The sequence below is a fragment of the Pseudoalteromonas sp. TB25 genome (genome assembly GCF_000497995.1).
Classification (GTDB): domain Bacteria; phylum Pseudomonadota; class Gammaproteobacteria; order Enterobacterales; family Alteromonadaceae; genus Pseudoalteromonas; species Pseudoalteromonas distincta.
Window position 1 is genome coordinate 1 of record NZ_AUTI01000244.1, and the last position, 20402, is coordinate 20402.

Sequence of the window (20402 nt, forward strand, 5' to 3'; positions counted from 1 at the left end):
CCCGCAGCAGTAGCTTCAGATGCAACGGTGGCATCTATACCAGCAGTGATTGCAGCAATAGTTACCGCATCACTATCAGCTCCAGCAGTTACTAAGGCTGCTAAAAAGTCAGAAATTAACGCATTATCTGCACCTAAAGAGGCAACAACCGCGTTAATTAACATATCAAGTTGTTCAGCAGAACACGTGGCGTTTGCAATAGGCGAATCAAGGTCCATAGGACCCATGTTTTGACAAAATTGCTCAATGGCAGCCACTAACTCTCTTTGTAATTCTTCTGGCGTAATATCATCAGGAGCATTATTCAAAATATTTAGTAAGTTAGTAAGGCTGTCAGATTGTACTACAACATCAGAATCTGCTTGTGAGTAAACAGGTGAAACAGTAAAAGCCATTGCACCTATTAATAAACTCTTTAAAAAAATCGATTTCATCTTGTGTCCCTTTAAGTGAGTATCTAATTACAGAATTTTAGCGTGTCTGCGCAAAAAGTAAACTCTTTATTAACGTTATCACGGTTCTTACTTGTAAGTACTTTAGAAGGCTCCATAATTAAATTACCTTGTACACCATCACAACCTAAATTTTCAAGCATTTTTAATGTTTCGGGTTTTTCAATTAAGCATGCCAACACTTTAATACCAAAGCCATGACAAATATTATTAACGGTTTGAATAAAAAATTGGCTTTGAGAATTATCTAACAAGTCTTGAATATAACTGCCATCAATTTTTACATATTCAATATCAAGGCCTTGTAAATACCTAAACGACGTTAAGCTCGTTCCAAAGTGTTCTATACACACATTAATGCCAATATCTTTAATTGCATCTATATGCTTTGAGGCTATGTGCACATTATAAAGCAAACTAATTTCATGTAACTCAAATATAAGATTAGTTTTAATAACGGGTTTAGTGTGGGCATAAAGAGTAAGCCATTGTATAAAATCAGCCGAATATAAAGACGCCTTACTTACGTTTAAAGCAAATACGTCATCAGGGTATTGTTCTTTAACGTTTACAAAGTTACGAATTATTTTTTTGTCTAACTCTTCGGTTAAATTAAGCTTTTCGGCCATAGCAAATAAATGGCCATTGTTTACCTTTTCACCTTCATGGGTAAAGTGGGCAAAAGCCTCAAAGTAACACTGCTTATTTTGTGAGTTAGCGCGTTTAACTGGCTGCACCGAAAAGCTTACCTCACCAGAGTCAATAATCGACTGAATAAGTGTACGCCATTGTTTAACACTAAATAGCGTGTCTTTATCTATTTTGTTAGTTTCTATTGTATCGCCAATAGTACTACCCGTATCCAAAGCAGATAAAACACTACCAATAGACGAGCCTTTATTCACTTCTAATATTGCAAAATTAGCAAACCCATTAACGTGTAAGCTATTTTTTTGTTTACTAAAAGCATCGGTAATTTCTAAGCGAGTTCTATTTAAAAACTGCGCATCATAAGGTATGAGGGCAATAAAAGTACTACCATTTAACCTAAATATTTTAGAGTTAGTAAGGTTACCAATAATTTTAGTAAGAATAACGCTCACATCTTTTACATGCGCGTCACCATCTTGATAGCTAACAGTTTGGTTTATATTAGTAAGTGAAGGTAGAGTAATCATCATTGCAGTAAGTGGCGCATCGGTGGTTATTGTATCAACAACCGAGCTAAAGTGATTTTCAAACAACTTTCGATTACCTAACCCTGTTAAAGAATCAATATAAACTTCTTCTGTTAAGGCTTGGGTTTGTTTAGTTAAAGAATCAAAAGTACTTTGTAAGTTAATAACCATATTATTTATAGCTTTGGTTACAGTGCGCAGCTCTCGTGCAACAGGTATTTCTTCGTTTAACGTAAAGCGCTTACGAGTAACAAGGTGAGCCTGATGCTCAACTGCTTTTAAAGGCTTAAATACTTCGCGTAATATTAAAAAGGCAACTGCAAGCGAGGCAATTAGTATTAAAAAAGAACCATAAAAACTGCGTTTTGTATGCTCCCACAATGTAACATAAGACTGTCCAGTATGGCTTNCCCGCCATAATCCAACCATTATTTAGTTCCGACTGCATAGTGGGTGCTTTTAAACTACTTAAAGCAATAAACCAATTAGGCACAGACTCAACACGCTTAGGATTTTCCAGATCAAATACAACCTGGCTTTGTGAATTTGTAAATTTAATTTCTTTGTAGTAACCAGAATCAAAAATAGCGGTAGCCATTGTTTCAGCTATTACTAAGTTTTCTGGATCTAAGTAAGGCGAAATAGAAAGCCCTAAGCTGGTAGCTGTGTCTTGGGCATGGCTTCCCATTTGGGTTTGTAAGTAATCGCGAGTAGTTTCAACATCTGTAACTACTCGAACCACAAATGAAACAACCGAAATAACGATTATTAAACCGTAAACTTGGGTTTTAAGACTCAATCCATTTTTAAAAAGTCGAGACATAACTGGTAGTTCCTTTAATGTTACTTTTAATGGGAGCAAGCTCACCTTGTTCAATTCGCTCTAGCATAGTATTCCAAGCCGACACACCACGGCTATTTTTTACCTTATTGCCTAACCCTTTCGATTTTGCTAACCAAAGTCCTTGACCATTAAAACTGTAAATAGGCGTTAAATCGGGGCGCTTATTTGCGGGCAGCAGTTTAGTATTAAAGTTACCTAAAACAAAGGGTATTCTGTTTGGGTCTTCTATATATATAAGTACCATGTGGGGTTGGTTTACTGTGCGCTGTCGTACATACATTAAACGTATTTTATCCTCCGGAACACCTAGCGCTATTAACGTAAAGTATTTAGCAATAACGTAATCTTCGCAATCGCCCATACCAACACCTAAGCTCTCTAGCGGGGTAGCCCAGTAATCTTTTTGCTGCCAAAGGTCTTCATCGCTTTTGTATTTAATGTGTTTATTAAAAAAATCGTTAACAAGATGAATTTTTTTCCATTCGCTTTCATCAGCTGAGTCATCAATAAAATTAAGCCAATCTTTAATTCGTTTATGGCCTTCGTTGCCATACTGTTGCTGTGCACGGGTAATAATATCGCTATTACGCAAATACAAAAGCATATCTTGTGCACATACAAAAAACGACACAATAAATAAAATGCAAAGCCCTAAGCGCACAAATGTTCCTTAAGTTAGTAATCCTTAATAAATAACTATACCAGTATAGTATTATTACTTTTAAAAAGGTAGATCATCAAAAAGAATTAGATGCCCCAATATGACTCACCCTGACCAGTTTGGTGCAACATAAAATTAACAAAAAAACAATCTAAAAGGATGCTTTATTTATTGAGTCAAACATTATGGTGTGTATAATAATGCTAACACAAGGTATGTGAAGCACGTTATATGGAAGTTAACTTTAGTTTCTTCTTTATATATTTACAAAATAATAATGAAAGGAATTAAAGTGAAAGTTTTAAAAGCCGTATTACCTGTAGCTGGCCTTGGAACACGTATGTTACCAGCCACAAAAGCCATTCCAAAAGAAATGCTGCCTCTAGTAGACAAACCACTTATTCAATATGTAGTTAACGAAGCCGTACAAGCAGGTATTAAAGAAATAATACTTGTTACTCACGCTTCAAAAAACTCAATCGAAAACCATTTTGATACCAGCTTTGAGCTAGAAGCCACACTAGAAGCACGTGTAAAGCGTAGCCTACTAGAAGAAGTGCGCTCAATAGTACCAAAAGACGTAACCGTAATTTCGGTTCGTCAATCTGCGCCTTTAGGCCTTGGCCACGCAGTACTTGCCGCCAAACCAATAGTAGGCAACAACCCATTTGCAGTAATGTTACCTGACGTAATTATTGATAAATACAAATCAAATCCAAAAACCGATAATTTAAGCCAAATGATCGACCGCTTCGACAAAACAGGCCACAACCAAGTAATGGTAGAGCCAGTACCAAAAGAGCAAGTACACCAATATGGTGTGGTTGACCTAGCCGGTATAAAAATTAACGCGGGCGAAAACGCAATAATTAAAAACATGGTAGAAAAGCCAAATACCGATGAAGCACCAAGCAACTTAGCTATTACAGGCCGTTATGTTGTATCGCCTGCTATTTGGGATTTACTAGAGTACACCCCCCCTGGTGCCGGTGGCGAAATACAACTTACCGATGCATTACTGCAATTACGCCACTTAGAAACACTTGAAGCATACCATTTAAAAGGCCAGTCACACGATTGTGGTTCTAAATTAGGCTATATGCTTGCCAACGTAGAATATGCAATGCAATCAAGCCATATGGGTGAAGAATTTTCTAAAGCGGTTAAAAAATTGGTTTCGTAGCTTACTTATATAAATCACAACCAAATTTAATTTGTATTTAGCGTTATTACTTTAACGCTAAAACAGCAGTGCTTGAAATTAAATTAATAAAGAAAATTTAAAGGATTCTTACAAATGAAATATCTTGTAACTGGTGCCGCAGGGTTTATCGGTAACTTTGTAGCTGAACGCTTATGTAACGATGGCCACGAAGTAATAGGGCTAGATAACCTAAACGACTATTACGATCCGGCATTAAAACATGCAAGACTTGAGCGTATTAAACACCTTACTCAATTTCGTTTTGTAAAAATGGATTTAGCAGACAGAGACGGCATAGCTAATTTATTTAAAGATGAAAAATTTGACCGCGTAATACACCTAGCAGCGCAAGCCGGTGTGCGTTACTCAATAGAAAATCCGATGGCATACATTGATTCTAATTTAGTAGGCACTGCTACTATTTTAGAAGGGTGTCGCCACAATAAAGTGCAGCATTTAGTATATGCATCATCAAGCTCTGTTTATGGTATGAACGAAAAAATGCCATTTTCGACTGACGATGCAGTAGATCACCCAGTATCACTGTATGCAGCAACTAAAAAATCAAATGAGTTGATGGCACATAGCTATAGCCACCTATACGATTTGCCAACAACAGGGCTGCGCTTTTTTACAGTATATGGCCCATGGGGTCGCCCAGATATGGCCCCGTACTTGTTTACCGATGCAATATTAAGTAATCGTGAAATTAAAGTATTTAATAACGGAAAAATGAAACGCGACTTTACCTACATAGACGACATTGTAGAGGGCATTATTCGCATTCAAGACGTAGTTCCAAAAAGAGACCAGTCAAATAGCAATACCTCGCCAGAGTCAAGTAAAGCTCCATACCGTGTATTTAATATTGGTAACAACGAACCTATCGCACTAATGACCTTTATTGAATCAATTGAAAAAGCAGCAGGTAAAGTAGCTGACAAAAACTATATGCCAATGCAAGCAGGAGATGTTCCAGCAACATTTGCAGATATAGATAGCCTACAAAAAGAAGTTGGCTTTAAACCTAATACAAACATTGAATATGGTATGCAGCAGTTTGTTGATTGGTTTAAGTCTTATTATTCTTAATTAATAAAAACTAACGTAACGGTTTATCTTCGGTAAATAATGGTGTAGAGAGCAAAATGAAAAAAATAATTTTATCAACATATACATTTCTACCCGATATAGGTGGTGTTGCAACGAATACACTGACTATTGCAGAGGCCTTTATAGAAAAAGGTTATGATGTAACTGTTGTTACTTCTACACCTGAACGTTGTGAATATGATGATCAAATGAAAATTGTTAGATCTCCAAGTAGTCTTGAATTATTTAAATTATATATAAAAGCTGATTGGATTTTATTTTCTAATTTATCAGTTAAATTATGTTGGCCCGTTGCTTTTATGAAAAAAAAAACTGCATTACACCATCATTCATCATCAGCCTTTAATCGATTAAAGAAAAATGGGATTGTCAGCAGGGTTAAACGTTTGATAGAAAACAGAGTTATTACTAAATCAATTCACTTTGTTAATAGTGAATTTACAAAAAAGGACGGGGGCGATTTTTTTGAAAAACTGCCAACATATGTAACCTATCCTATTGTACAAAATACAATAATTACTAAGCATATTATTGATAGGTATTCAGAGAAAAAAAATGCAATATTCGTAGGGCGACTTGAGGTAGAAAAAGGTGTTTTGCATTTATTGGAAAATATCGAACTTATCAAAGAAATACTTAAGGTTGAAGAGTTAACATTAGTCGGAGGTGGTACTTTATTGAGGACGATCCAAAAAAAGAACGTAAAAGGGGTCAATTATTTAGGAGCCGTTGATCTAGTAACTGTTAGCAAGCTTATGGCAGAGTCTGCATACGTATTTGTGCCTTCGATTTGGCAAGAGCCTTTTGGAATGGTTGCTTTAGAAGGACTTGCTTCCGGTGCTGTAGTAATAAGTTCAGATCGAGGTGGTTTACCAGAGGCAGTAGGTGATGCCGGTATATTATTTGATTTAGAATCAGAAACGTCTTTTAGAACTGCGTTACAGCGAGCAAAGATTATAAGAGATGGCTGTTTAGCCTCTAAATTTTTATCTGAATATGCAGATTTAGCAAACAAACATATGAATCAGTTTTCTTCAGATAAGGTTATTGACGTTATTATTAATGCGATTAATGACTCTGATACTAAAGAAAGTTAATGATTTTCATAAGTAGTCCAATAATAATCACTAATTTTGAAAAGTTCGAGTTTAATGACTTGAGCAGGAATATTTTCTGATGGCCCAACAAAAATCGTTATTATCTGGTATTGGTATGATGGCAATGTTAACTGTCGCATCTAAATTGGTTAGGCTTGTCGTCTTAATGGTAACGGCCAGGTTCTTAACCCCCGAAGATTTTGGGGTTGTTGCTGCATTTAGTATGGTATTAGCTCTAGCTTATTTATTTGCAGATATGGGGCTAATGAAAACTCTAATTCAACGGCCTGTTGTAAATACAGCTCATATTGGCGGAGCTATACTTATTTCTAGCATATTCAGTGTGATAGTTTTTTGTACACTAATTTTTGCTAGTGATTCTATTGAGCGTCTTGTAGGTGTTTCAGGTGTACAATTTCCCTTGCAAATATCATCATTTCTTTTTTGCTTTCTTGCAATCAGTAATATTTGCTCTGCTTTATTTCAACGTCATGGAGATATCGTCTTTATAGGAAAAGTACAAGCTTTTGCTACTATTTTTGGCAACATTTTCATTACGGTACCGTTAGTATGGTTTGACCTTGGTTACTGGGCAATTATTATCGGGATTTTTGTTACTGAATTAATTTCACTGGCTCTAATTATCTGGCAAGGTAAATCTTTTTTAAAGTTTAATTTTTCAAAAAGTGAAACCTTTGAAGTAATAAAATACTCATCTGCATTCTTGTCACATAACATTATAAATCTTTTTTCTAAACAAATAGATATAGCATTAGTTGGGCGTTATTTAGGTAAAACAGATTTAGGTAATTATTCTCGAGCTATGCAACTAATTGAGTTTCCTACGCAAATATATGGGTTGGTGGTTGATCGGGTTGTTTTTCCGGCTATGTCTGCAATGAAAGCAGAGAAAGAAAAGCTCAGGCAATTTTTTATAGATATTTATAGTCTGCTTTTACTTGTCCTAACAGTTGGTGCTATTACATTATTCCTCGGTGCGACTGATATCATTACTATAATGATGGGAAATGGTTGGGAAGTGGTGATTGTCTTATTAAAAATACTTGCAGCAAATGTTGTATTTAAATGCCTAAATAATTTTGTAAACTCTTTTTTAGCTGCTTATGGCACAATTAAAGCACTAACCTATAAAAATTTCCTTTCTCTTATTATATTTAGCATTTCTATTTTTGTTGGTATTAAGTTCGGATTAACTGGTGTCGCCTATGCTGTTGTGTTAGCAAGTTCGGTGAGTTTATTTATGTCAATTTTTATAGCGATCCATTATGCGGGAATACCTGTAAGACAATTGATTTCAGCTTCTATCCCTGCATTCGTTACATCAATATTTATAATAAGCCTTTATATCGGGATATCTTTAGTTGTAGATTTTCCAAGTTTGGTGAATATATTAGTCGCAATTGTGCTTTGGGGGATTTTTAGCTTCGTCTTGCCTTCTGTAATTTTATTGACACAAAGTGGTAAGAACTTTGTGTTGAAAATTAAATATAAGGACATTGATATGCAACGTATAAACTCCATAAAATAATTGATTTAACTGCTATTATACGTATTTATTTAGGATGTAGAACAGTATTTAAATGAATGCTTGCTTTCGGTTTATGCAATAAAAGAGATAACGTTCATTCTAGGTAATGAAAATATAGAATATGGAGAAATTAAAAATGTATAACATTGCAGTTATTAATCAAGGTCATACTGAAAACCTTGGAGATATAGCGATCAATCAGGTAATAACGCAACATTTTAAAAATAAGGGGTGCCGAGTCGTATTTCTCCCTTTTTGGGATGAAGCTAGAGTATTTAATAAATTTTCAAAATGTAATTTTTTAATGAAAATTTTATTGAAATTCCCTGTTTTTGTGGATGTATTAAATACGATTAGAATTAAAAAAAGTATTAAAAATCTTAAATTTGATGGTGCCATCATTGGTGGGGGGGAATTGTTGTCAGGTCACAAAGGATTTAATTCATCCCTATTATGTTGGAGCAAAGAGTTTAAGAAGCTGGAAGTGCCCATTGCTTTATATGGTATAAGTGGCGATGTCAGAATGAAGGAGTATTTAATAAAGAGAAATACAAAATCTTTGAAATATTTCGATTACATATGTGTAAGGGATCTCAATACAAAGCAGATATTTGAAGAAACTTATCAGGTCACAGCTAATGATGTTGCTCCTGATGTGGTTTTTGCATTAAATAAAATAACGAATTCTAAAACTGATATTACCAAGCACGCTAAGTACACCATTTTTGTACCCGTTCCTTTTGATGATAAAATGAAATCTTTTTTAAATGTATCAAATATAGAAGAGTATAAAGCTTATTTGGTGAAATTAATTAAAAATAATACAACGGAAAAACAAAAGATTATTTTTACCACAACGGTAAAGGATGATGATGAGTTTATAAAATCATTGTTTACAGATTTCAAGACTAAATTAGCAGGACATGAATGTATTTACCAACCTTATGATAGCTTGTGTGACTATCTCAGTTTGTTGACGGATACCGATGTGGTGATATCTGCTAGAATGCATGCCATGATATTGGGGTTGATTCATGGTTGTAAAATAACTCCTATTCAATTCAAGGAAAAATTAGCGGTTTTTCAAGATGAATACAATATTGATGTCAATATAGATGAAGTAGCAACCCTTTCTTTTAATGGCTTAAATAAAATGAGTAATACACTTTTAAAGTCTAGATAACCTCCTAGAATACAAGGTCAATTTTATGGATGAAATTATTACGTTTATTATTCCGATTAGGCACCAAGATAATGCCTCAAATTGGGACTCAACGATTGCAAACTTAACTCAAACTTTAACTTCTATCTCCAAGCAGTCAGTAAATAATTGGAAATGTGTAATTGTTGTTAATCATGGAGCAAAATTACCAGTTTTACCAAATGGCGTTAGTGTCTGTTATGTTGATTTTCCACCTAATCCAGCGCATACCAAAAGTACAAAAAACGAAAAAGATTTTTATGAAGCAATAAGAAAGGATAAAGGGAGAAGAATTTTATCTGGTCTTATATTTAGCCAAGTAACTGAATATGTAATGGTTGTTGATGATGATGATTTTATTCACGCTGATTTGTCGAAATTTGTTGCAGAAAATAGAGGCCAATCAGGATGGTATATCGAAAATGGTTATCTATGGGGAGATAAAGGTAACTGGTTACTTGAATATTCAAATTTTAAAAATTTTTGTGGGACTTCCTTTATTGTCCAAAGAAAATTTTTAGAGATTTCTGATTCAGTAGAGAATGCTGATATTGAGTATGTAAAGATGATGTTTGGTAGCCACATGAACTATCAACGAGAGTTTAACAAACTTGGGGCACCATTAAAGCCTGTACCTTTTAAAGCAGCAGTATATAGAATAGGCCATTCTAATTCTCATAGTTTATCAAATGGATTATTTAAACATTCTTTTGGGAGAAAAAACGTATTACTAAATCCTTTTCGATTCCTTAAACTACTTTTTTCTCTTCGGTATTTAAGCGCTAGTAAAGTAGATAAATTTCCGGGGATAAAAAATTAAACTATTTTGTTGGGATTTTAACCATGGCGTACTGTTTATGTAATTCTAGATAGTATGGTAAACACTAAAATTTAGTATATTCGGTTTATTCGGAATAATTAGGTTATTGATTTGAAAAATTTAATCGGAATGAGCTTTTCTGACACAACAGTATCAGGATCATTTAAATATATCTGTCAGATAGGTGAAAAATCTCGTCAAAAAAATGCAGAAGTTGTTTATGCTATTGGCGGGAGTAGTATAATGCGAAGCTCGAACGAAAAGCACATAGCAAGTAAAGAGCTTTTAGTTAAGGAATATTATTCGCTGTTAGCTAAAAGTAACTTTTATCATAGTTTTCTCAATGGTTGATGCCCCGAATCTGAAGAATATTTAAGCATTAAAGATATATCTAAATTATTTCTATTACAGAAGTATAAATTTAAAGACTTGTTACTCTTAAATGTTATTTAATTAAAAAGGTGATGAATTTTGGCTGTTTTAAAAGTGTAAAAGACATATTAAACATTAAGTAGAACATATCTTAAGTATAAAGTGTTTCATCGATTGTTAATGTAAAAACTACTTTATTTTTTAAGTGCGAATTTGAACTATAAATACCGGAAGTGAAATGGCTCTAAATGATAAAATAATAAGAAGTTCTTTCTGGAGTTTTGTTGGTAGCTCGTGTTACCAACTGTCTGGACTGATTATCTTTGTTGTGCTGTCTCGTTTGCTTTCTCCTATTGATTTTGGGACAGCTGCACTTGCCATTGTTTTTGTCGAGTTAACTAATACAATTGTAAGATATGGGCTTGTAGAAGTGGTGATACGTAATAACGGAGGGGATAATAACGAGAACGCTATTTTTTTTGCAACATTAATGATTGGTTTTGCTTCAACATTATTTTTTATTATATCAGCTCCTTATTTAGAAATACTTTTTGATGCACCAGGGCTTGCACTATCACTACAAATACTCTCAATTGTGCCTATAATTCAAGCCTTATCGACAGTACCTGAAGGCTTACTTAAGCGAGATTTTAAATTTAAAGAACTTGCTATAAGGTTACTTCTCTCATCATTATTTTCAGGTGCTGTAGCCATTCTTCTTGCATATGCAAGTTATGGCTTTTACAGTTTGATAATCCAGAAAATCATATCTGTTTTATTATCATTATTACTAGTGTGGAAAGCTATTAGCTGGAGGCCTAACTTAAAGCTAACATTAACTGATCTTTTAAATACACTAAAGCAAGGTCAACCTATACTATTAAGCTCTTTAATTGGGCAAGGTATATTTAGATTTGTTGAACTTATTATAGGCTTTTTTTTAGGCGTAGTTGCATTAGGTTACTTTAAAATTGCAGGTAAACTATTAGACGTTATAGTTCAATTTACAATAAGGCCTATTGTTGATGTTTCTTTTTCTGCATTTGCTAATTTACAAAGCAATGCAAGTGAACTCGAAGCTTGTTTTACTAAATTTATTACAACAACGGCATTATTTGCTTTACCTATATTTGTTGGTGGCTTTGTTATAGGTGAAAAAATGGTCTACTTAGTTTTTGGCGATAAATGGGCTGAAAGCGGAATCATATTTTCTATTTTGTGTTTAAGTGGTTTTAGCGCTTCACTAAATTATTTTTTTGCTCCGCTGTGCCATTCAACACATAACTCAAATATTCCGTTTAGGTTACGTATAGTCGAGTTTATAGTTGTTATTGGGCTTGTAAGTGTTTTTTCTCAGTATTCAATTTATTATGTAGCGTTTTCTAATGTGGTAACAGCAGCAATATTGTCGTTGAGTATTTTAGTTGTTTTACAAAAAAAGTTTACTTTTTCTGTAAACAATATATTTAAAAAATTACTACCCTCAATTGTTTCATCTTTGATTATGGGTGTGTTGATAGTGTTAGCTTTAAAGTTCATGTTATTAGGTGTAGACGTAATATTTAAGGTGTCTTTAATCGTTTTGATTGGTGCTATGTCATACCTATTGATATATAGATTTTTATTTCCAAAAGCTCTCTCTGGAATAATTTCAAATATTAAAAGCTTGAGAGGTTAACAATAAAATGAATAACACAAGATTAAATAGTTTGGATTTTTTAAGAGCTATAGGTGCAATATTCATTGTTGTTTCACATTCTCATGGGCTAATAAGAAAACGTTTCGAAAGTTTAGAGTTTACTGATTTTTTTTGGCAGGTAGAGCAAGGCTATACAAAAGTGTTTGGTGCCGTAGGTGTTGACTTGTTTTTAGTTTTATCAGGTTTTTTTGCTTTTTATACAACGTGGAATAAAAACAGCTGTGCACTTGATTTTTTAAAAAAAAGATTAATAAGAATTTACCCTATTTGGTGGGTAGCTTTATTCTTTCTGATAGTTGTGTCACTAATACCAGGAAGCTCAGCAAGTTATAGTTTTTTTCAGGTATTTAACTCTATATTACTAAATCCAATTTATATCGATGGAGATATAAAACCAATACTGGAGATTGGTTGGACCTTGCATTACATCGTTTTCTACTATTTTTTAATTTCATTTTTAATGTTCATTAAATTAAGTTCGTACAACATATTAAAAAGCCTGACAATAATGTTTACTTTTTTGTCAGTTTTTGGGTTTTTTTATGATTTTAAAATAGCTATATTTGAAGTAATAACAAATCCACGTACTTTGTCGTTCGCGTTAGGTGGATGGCTTGCATATTTTGTAATTAATAAAAGTATGGGTTTAGAATGGAAGAAGTTATACACCCTTATTACATTATCCATTTTGTGTAGTTTAATTAGCGCGTTTATTTTTATTGATGAGTGGCGTTTAAATGCACCAACATTATTGAGTCGTAGTACGATTGCATCATTAATAATATTGCTATTTATATTTCACCCTAAATTAAAAAGTATGGAATATGGAAAATTATTTAAGATTTGTGGCGATGCGTCTTATTCAATTTATTTGTTTCATATGTTTCCGTTAATGGTTATTTCGGGGTTGTGGAAGCGAGAAGTACTTATTCCGCCCTCTTTTATGCCACCGATAATTACTTGGTTAGTTCTTATACTCATAGGTGTTTTAGGTGGTGTCATTGCTTATCTACTGTTTGAAAAGCCTATTTTTAAATTTTTTAAAAGAAAAATAATCTTAAAAAATAACAAGGATGTAAATAAGGCAATATGAAAATTTTAATGCTTACATGTCAATACATGCCAGATGTATTTGGTGGTGCTGAAAAGCAATGTGGGCGGGTTTCAAAAGGAATTCAAGCTGAAGGTGTTAATGTACACATATTAACCTCGCGTCAAAAATTTAAGGGCAAAGCAAATGAGATAATAAACGATGTGCCTGTAACTCGGTTATATTCACCAATAGCCCCGGATTGGCTAGGCCGTTGGTTCATTTTTTCTTTTTTTTGGCTAATTCAGGTAATCGCTTGGGGGATATTTAATAATAAAAGTTTTGATGTAATACATTGCCACCAAGGTAAGTTTGGCGCTTTTGTGGGTTGCTGCCTGGCGCGATTATTTAAAAAGCCAATATTAATAAAAGTAGGTAACTCTAACCAACATATGGATTTTAAAGCATTAAAATCCAAAAAGATTGTTGGGTCAATAATGACTGGTTTTGTATTAAAAACTAACCCGACGGTAGTCGCAATATCGGGTGTAATTGCAGAAAACTGTAAAGAGTTTGGCTTTAAAAATATCATTAATATACCAAACAGCATTGATAAAAGCTTAATTGATGCTGATAGCTCATTTTCTGATAGTAAAAACGATTCTGTAATAAATCTTTTTTATCATGGTAGGTTAGAACAAATTAAAAAGGTAGATGTACTAATGGAGGCATTTGCATTACTTGCTAAAAAGTATGCGCAAGTGCATTTTCATTTAATAGGCAGTGGTAGTGTGCTACCAGCAGCAAAAAAATATATTGATGTAAATAACCTGCAAAATAAAATAACATTTTATGGTGAGGTTGACGATCCGGTAAATTTTATTAAACAATTTGATATTTTTGTTAATGCTTCTGAGGCTGAAGGTTTCTCAAACTCATTACTTGAGGCTTTGTTAGCTGGAAAGGTATTAGTGTCAACACCTGTAAGTGGAGCGAGCGATGCCATTTTTACTGATAAAAATGGTTACATTGCTAAAGGTTTTAGTGCTGCTGAAATTGCTAAAAGTACAGAAGATGCTATTGCATTACATAATAAAAATAGTGGTGAAGCACAAAGCTATTCTGAGCAATTAATAACTGCTAACTTTACAGTAGATATAATAGCTAAAAAATATATTAAACTTTATAAAAAATTACTTGGAGCTTCATAGATGAAGGTTTTAATAGGGATGACGCGTTCGGATACTATTGTATCTGGTTCATTTAAACACATTTGCCAAATTGGCGAAAAGTTTAGAGATGAAGGTGCCGAGGTTGTATATGCATTAGGTGGCGACGGCGAAGCGATAACTAAATTACGAGCTGCTGGTTTTAAAGTACATGCTTTAAGTAATTTAAAAAGAGACTTAAGCCCGCTGAGCGATATTTGGTCATTATTAAAATTAATATGGCTGATTATATCGGAAAACCCACAAGTTTGTTCTTGGCATACAGCTAAAATAGGTGCGCTTGGGCGTATAGCTGCCATGCTTACTTTTAAATGCTCTTATTATGTACCCCATGGTGTGCCTTTTGTTAACACACCTGAGAATAAAGGCTTTAAAAAATATGAGCGACTTGAAAAGTTACTCTCGTATTTACCTTCAAAAATTATAGGTGTGTGTGAGTTTGATAAAAATGAGTATTTACGAATAGGCGTGCCCGACAAAAAGCTGTTAGTTATACGTAACGGTATGCTTGGTAAATTTAACGATACGTGGGAACTAACCGACAAACCCGTCAACTTTATTACCGCAGCTCGTTTTGAAGATCAAAAAGACTACACCACGCTCGCTCAAGCGTGTGGCGCTTTATTAAGTCAAGGCAAACCATTTACGTTAAGTATATATGGCGATGGACAGTACGAAGCTAAAGTAAAGCAGTTGTTTAACAACTTTCCTGAAGGGGTAATAAACTTTTGTGGCGTGGTTGATAACTTTGCTGAAAAACTAACTCAAGCTGATGTATTTATACTCTCTAGCTTTTGGGAAGGCTTACCACGAAGTATTATTGAAGCAATGGCCTGTAAAAAAGCGGTAATTGCCTCTAATGTTGGTGGCTGCTCTGAGCTGATAATTGAAGGCGAATCTGGCTATTTAATCCCTATTCGTGATGCATCTACAATGGCTATTGCTATGTGTGAATACATTAATAATAAAGCTAAAACAGTGTCACACGGTGATGCTGCTTATGAACTATATAAACAAAAATACTCGCTACCTGTAATGCTTGAAAGCTACGCAAAAGAATATGGCGTAATAAAAAACGGTGAAAATACTTAATATGCCTATTAAATTATCACTTATATGCCCTGTTTATAAAGTAGCTGAATTTATACCTGATTTAATGAAAAGCTTACTACAAGGTATTAATAGCGAACAGGTAGAGGTTATTTTTGTTGACGACTGCTGCCCAGAAAATTCAATAAGCCTTTGCGAAAGCTTTATTTTGGAGCATAAATCAGTCATAAAATTTAATTCAACCATAATTAAGCAACCAGTTAATAAAGGCCAAGCTGCTGCTCGTAATGCCGCTTTGTTAATTGCAAAAGGTGAGTATATTGGTTTTATAGATTCTGACGATGCAATTGCCTCCAATTATTGGGATGTACTCTCATCTTATGTAACAGCGGCAAAAAATGACATAATTGAATTTAGTTTTGAAGAGTTTACTTCTGTTATGCCAGCTAGTGCTTCTTCGGTATTAACAGAATTAGAGTCATCAAATTTAAACCCGTTTTATAGTGGTTTTTTTGTTTGGACTCGTTTATACAGAAAAAGCATGTTGAATGGTCTTATTTTTCCTGAAGGTATGATTTACGAGGATGTTTTTTATAATGTCCAGGCTTTTTCGAAGGCGAGTACAACAGTGAAAATATCTTCTGTTTTGGTTTATTACAGAAAAAGGGCGGGTTCTACAACTAGCTTACGCACTTCTACTTATTCTCAATTGTTACTCAACTTAGTTAATTCAGTTAAAGACACTATTGAGCTTTATGATCATAAAAATATTGTTACTTCAGAGGTTGCTAGGTTCTCTTTACTAACAGTATTAAAAGGTTCTAAAATTAAAGATAGAAAAGACAGACATCTATTTTATAGGCAATGCTTAAAAATAAATGATTCGTTCAAACCTCTGTTCGTTAAATATAATAGCTCTATTGTTGAACGTTTAAAATTTAATTTCACTTATTTTTGCTGTTTCATTGGGCGAGTTTTGTAATTTAACTGTGTATTTAAAATTAAAGCTTATTATGGATAATAAATGAAAAAAATAGTGCACATAACTAACGATCTTCAGCGTCTAGGTGGTGTTCAGCGTTTACTTGTAGATTTAATGACACTACAAAACCATGACTTTAAGTTTGAAGTGATTTTAACTCGTGGCAAAAACGAATACGTAGATGAGTTAAAGGCTTTAGGGGTAGAGGTATTTCATAAGCGTGACTTAGGTTTTTTAGGTGTTATAAAACGCTTAAATGCTGCGGATTTAGTGCATACCCATTTATACCCGTCAATTTATATTGCGTATTTTACAAATACGCCAACAATAGTTACAGAACATAACCCGCATTACAGGCGCCGAGATTTACCTTTTATAAAAACCCTTGAAAGTGTTATTTATAAAAAGTTTAAAAAAATCATTTGTATATCTGAAGGTGTTAAAACTAAATTTTTAGAAAGCATTAAAGCCGATAGTTCAAAGGCCTACGTTATAAATAATGGTGTTAATTTAGAGCGTTTTTCTCAAACGGCTAAAACACTAAGTGCTGACGCTAAAGTGATTAACATAGGTATGGTTGGTCGATTTGCACCACAAAAAGATATTAAAACCTTATTAAAATTAATGACACTGCTTGATGATCGGTTTGTACTTAATTTAGCGGGCGATGGTGAACTAAGATCAGAGTATGAAGATTATGCTTTAAGCTTAGGTGTAAGTAATAAAGTTAAATTTTTAGGCCAAGTTAACGATATACCAAACTTTTTAGATTCACTAGATGTTTATATACAATCTTCCCATTGGGAAGGGTTTGGTATTGCAGTAGTAGAGGCAATGGCAGCCGGGCTCCCATCATTTGCCACTAATGTTAAAGGTTTAAATAATGTAGTTGTTGAGCAAGGTTTATTTGAAGTGGGCGATACACATACATTAGCTGATAAAATAAACACGCTGGTTAATGATACTAATAATTATAATGAGCAGTCTGTAGCTGTGCTTAATAAAGCAACGAGCTTTTCAATTATTAATACAGCTATTGAGCACACCCAAGTTTATAAAAGTGTGTTAAACAATGTTTAGCATTAAAGTGAAAAACCTTAAATATGTGCTTTTTATGATTACCGCTATGGTAATACCATTATATTTTACTGACTTTAGACTCAAAACTGGTGGAGTCATAATAAGGCTATCTGATGTGCTAGCCTTGTTTTCGATTTCCATTTTTGTATTACTACTATTAAAAAATAAAATAGTTATTAAGTACCCAGTTGGTTTTAATTATATATGCATTTTTATAGTTTATTGCTTTTTTAATGCATTAGCGCAGGTGGGTTTAACTAAAGCTATTATTGCAACTGTACAATGGGTGTTAATTCTTTTTACTTTAGTCGTGGTATATACAAATGCGGTGAAAGATCCAGAAAAGTTTAGAGCAATTTTTATAAAAACTTTATTAGTGATATGTTTCTTTACGCTGATTTATCACTTAATGCATGGTCATTTAACAAGCTATAAATTTTTGGGTGACGCTAAATATGCCTTTGCTTTAACGGGAGTTATACTTATAAGTTGTGCTTATTACTTTGACGATAAAAGCTACTTAAAACCTTTAATATTCTTATACCCAGTAATATTGCTATCTCTAGAGCGAAAAGGAATTTTGGCATTTCATATGGTTGCCTTTTTTTATATCTTCATCAGTGTAAAACCGTTAAATAAATTTATAATGCTGGCCTTATGTAGTTTAACTGTACTGCTATTGGCATTATTTTACGACTTATCATTTTTAAATGATTTTACTTTTTTTGAATATTCAGATTTTGAAATGCTTTATTTAGATGAAGAGCAAGCTTTGTGGATCTCCAACCTACATAGGCAATCATTATTAACAAATGGTTGGGATATATTTACGACTCATTTTGTTTTTGGTGTAGGACCAAAAATGTTGCCAGTGTTTATGAGTGATTACTATATAAACCAAGGGCTCGCTCTTTATACGCACAATGTTTTTTTAGATACATTAATTGAACAAGGCACAATTGGCTTGTTTTTATTAATTCTGCCTTATTTAATTTATGTTACTCGAGATGCAGGGTTAAAAAACAAAAAAGATAAAATGGTTTTTATTGCTTTATGCTTATACTCTATTTTTATGCTGTTTTTTATGTCTGGTGGTGCTCCATCTATGGTGATTTTTTACTTACCAATTTTTAAAGGTTTTATTGCTAATAAGGCGAGCAATTAAATTGTTGCATTTAATTAAATATTTAACAGAGTGGAATAGTTAATGCCTACTTTATCTGAAGACCCAGCAATAAGAAGTTTATTAAATAGAATGCCCAAAGGTGTGCAAAATAGCTTTACTGAAGAGCAGTTGTCTCACCTAAAAATAGCTATTGGCGCTAGGCAGTGGGGAGCTCATACAGTTGATTGTAGAGGCGTTGTTAGATTATTTAAATACAGATATTACTTTGTATTATTAGCGGGTCGTAATAGGCGGCAATTAAGTGCTACCGAAAAAAAAGCCTCTGCCATAGCCCAAGCAACTTTGATAACCCTAGGTGTTTTTATACTGTTATTATTTATCTATTTATTAAAATCGGCGTTGGGTATTAACCTGCTTGAAGGTTTTTCATTAGGTATATGGACTTATGTTAAAAGTTTGTTTTTATAGTCTGAATATAAACAAAATCTAAATGTTTATATTTGTTTATATTTTATCAATCATAGGTTAATTTGGTTGCGGCCTGTTACACTAATTTAAGTTTTTAAAGCGGCATTATTGAATACAGATAAGTAATACGTTAATATTAATTTATAACTATGTGGATATTTATTCACTGTACTTTACTTAGGGACTAAAAGTATGAAGTCGTCAAGGACGTTTAAGCCTAATAGCTCATCCGATGCTAGTTTTTATCGTTTATTCGATATATTCGCGTTATTTTTAGCCTTTCAATGCTCTGCACTTTTTTATAGTTTTGAACTGACAGCTCATTATATGGTGGCGGTTTTAACCGTTGCTCTAAGCTTTCTATACTGCGCCGAAATATTCTCTGCTTATCGCTCTTGGCGTGCTGGTAAATTTAAAACCATGGTTTTATGTGCTTGGGGCTCTTTATTTGTTGCCTTTAGTATTTTATTCGTCATATCTTTTATGTTTAAGTTTACCGAATCGCTTTCGCGTATTGGCTTAGGTTTGTGGTTTTTACTTAGTGTTGTTTATTTATATATATGGCGCTTTGGAGTGCAATTATATAAACGGAATCGCCGTAGTTTAGGCATGAACTTACGCAACGTTGCTATAGTAGGTGCTACAGAGTCCGCGGTTTACTTGTATGATGAGATAGAAAAAAACGATGAGCTTGGTTTTAAGTTTTTAGGTTTTTTTGACGACCGTAAACCAGAGCGATTATTTAATAATGTAAAAACGTACGAAATATCCGGTACAATTCAAAATGCTATATGCGCTGCCCGCGAAGGCAAAATTGACATACTTTATATAGCACTCCCAATGAAAGCCGATAAGCGTATAGCCGATTTGTTATTGCAACTTGGCGATACCACTGTAGACGTGCACTTTATACCTGACTTTTTACTCTCAAATTTAATACATGCCCGTGTTGAACACGTTGGCGATGTAGACACGCTAAGCGTTTTTGAATCTCCTTTTATTGGTGCACGAGAGTTTATTAAACGCACCGAAGACATAATAGTGTCGTCAATTATTTTAATGCTTATATCTCCTATGCTTATTGCTATAGCGTTTGCTGTTAAGTTTACTTCTAAAGGGCCTGTAATTTTTAAGCAAGACCGATATGGGCTTGATGGGCGTAAAATTAAAGTATGGAAGTTTCGCTCAATGTCGGTAACCGAAAATAGTGCCGTGGTCACTCAAGCCACCAAAAACGATGCCCGTAT

Annotated in this window: 18 protein-coding genes and 1 pseudogene; 16 read left to right on the top strand and 3 right to left on the bottom strand. The window is 33.7% G+C overall.

The annotated features are described in order from the left end of the window. The 3 genes and pseudogenes from L652_RS0107535 to L652_RS0107545 form a co-directional block, all read right to left on the bottom strand. The coding region (locus L652_RS0107535; protein WP_024603386.1) for a hypothetical protein at positions 1-434 on the bottom strand (434 nt) is incomplete at its 3' end. Positions 435-457: 23 nt separating this feature from the next. After that, a pseudogene (locus tag L652_RS01000000123450) lies at positions 458-2453 on the bottom strand (EAL domain-containing protein). Beyond that, a complete protein-coding gene (locus L652_RS0107545; RefSeq protein WP_024594585.1) occupies positions 2437-3135 on the bottom strand; it encodes a transglutaminase-like cysteine peptidase in 699 nt (232 codons plus the stop codon). Before L652_RS0107545 ends, L652_RS01000000123450 begins: the two are co-directional and overlap by 17 nt. A gap of 292 nt (positions 3136-3427) precedes the next feature. On the opposite strand from L652_RS0107545, the gene galU reads away from it, so the two are divergent. The 16 genes from galU to L652_RS01000000123455 all read left to right on the top strand — a co-directional run. Further along, positions 3428-4318, top strand: a complete 891-nt coding sequence (gene galU, locus L652_RS0107550; protein ID WP_024594586.1) for a UTP--glucose-1-phosphate uridylyltransferase GalU — start codon at positions 3428-3430, stop codon at positions 4316-4318. A gap of 114 nt (positions 4319-4432) precedes the next feature. Continuing rightward, on the top strand, positions 4433-5431 hold the full coding sequence (locus tag L652_RS0107555; protein ID WP_024594587.1) for an NAD-dependent epimerase: 999 nt from the start codon (positions 4433-4435) through the stop codon (positions 5429-5431). Positions 5432-5487: 56 nt separating this feature from the next. Beyond that, a complete protein-coding gene (locus L652_RS0107560) occupies positions 5488-6549 on the top strand; it encodes a glycosyltransferase family 4 protein (protein ID WP_024594588.1) in 1062 nt (353 codons plus the stop codon). A gap of 79 nt (positions 6550-6628) precedes the next feature. Next, positions 6629-8098, top strand: a complete 1470-nt coding sequence (locus L652_RS0107565; protein ID WP_024594589.1) for an oligosaccharide flippase family protein — start codon at positions 6629-6631, stop codon at positions 8096-8098. Between the two features lie 136 nt (positions 8099-8234). Next, complete coding sequence (locus tag L652_RS0107570; protein ID WP_158000826.1) at positions 8235-9281, top strand: polysaccharide pyruvyl transferase family protein; 1047 nt, start codon at positions 8235-8237, stop codon at positions 9279-9281. Positions 9282-9306: 25 nt separating this feature from the next. Beyond that, positions 9307-10119, top strand: a complete 813-nt coding sequence (locus tag L652_RS0107575; protein ID WP_024594591.1) for a hypothetical protein — start codon at positions 9307-9309, stop codon at positions 10117-10119. A 111-nt stretch (positions 10120-10230) separates the two neighbouring features. Continuing rightward, the gene (locus tag L652_RS0107580; RefSeq protein WP_139015388.1) at positions 10231-10470 is read left to right on the top strand and encodes a hypothetical protein; all 240 of its coding nucleotides are present in this window, start codon (positions 10231-10233) and stop codon (positions 10468-10470) included. 259 nt (positions 10471-10729) lie between these two features. Next, a complete protein-coding gene (locus tag L652_RS0107585) occupies positions 10730-12169 on the top strand; it encodes an oligosaccharide flippase family protein (RefSeq protein ID WP_024594593.1) in 1440 nt (479 codons plus the stop codon). Positions 12170-12176: 7 nt separating this feature from the next. Next, the gene (locus L652_RS0107590) at positions 12177-13283 is read left to right on the top strand and encodes an acyltransferase (RefSeq protein WP_024594594.1); all 1107 of its coding nucleotides are present in this window, start codon (positions 12177-12179) and stop codon (positions 13281-13283) included. A gap of 26 nt (positions 13284-13309) precedes the next feature. Continuing rightward, the gene (locus L652_RS0107595) at positions 13310-14431 is read left to right on the top strand and encodes a glycosyltransferase (protein WP_253947679.1); all 1122 of its coding nucleotides are present in this window, start codon (positions 13310-13312) and stop codon (positions 14429-14431) included. Continuing rightward, a complete protein-coding gene (locus tag L652_RS0107600) occupies positions 14432-15541 on the top strand; it encodes a glycosyltransferase family 4 protein (RefSeq protein WP_024594596.1) in 1110 nt (369 codons plus the stop codon). 1 nt (position 15542) lies between these two features. Further along, on the top strand, positions 15543-16481 hold the full coding sequence (locus L652_RS0107605) for a glycosyltransferase family A protein (protein WP_139015389.1): 939 nt from the start codon (positions 15543-15545) through the stop codon (positions 16479-16481). A 42-nt stretch (positions 16482-16523) separates the two neighbouring features. Continuing rightward, positions 16524-17561, top strand: a complete 1038-nt coding sequence (locus L652_RS0107610; protein ID WP_024594598.1) for a glycosyltransferase — start codon at positions 16524-16526, stop codon at positions 17559-17561. Further along, positions 17554-18726 (top strand): O-antigen ligase family protein, encoded by a 1173-nt coding sequence (locus L652_RS0107615; RefSeq protein WP_024594599.1) that lies wholly within the window; start codon positions 17554-17556, stop codon positions 18724-18726. The genes L652_RS0107610 and L652_RS0107615 overlap by 8 nt, the downstream gene beginning before the upstream one ends. A 42-nt stretch (positions 18727-18768) precedes the next feature. Continuing rightward, positions 18769-19155 (top strand): hypothetical protein, encoded by a 387-nt coding sequence (locus tag L652_RS0107620; protein ID WP_024594600.1) that lies wholly within the window; start codon positions 18769-18771, stop codon positions 19153-19155. A 192-nt stretch (positions 19156-19347) separates the two neighbouring features. Beyond that, a partial coding sequence (locus L652_RS01000000123455) for a sugar transferase (RefSeq protein WP_024603387.1) occupies positions 19348-20402 on the top strand: 1055 nt, incomplete at its 3' end.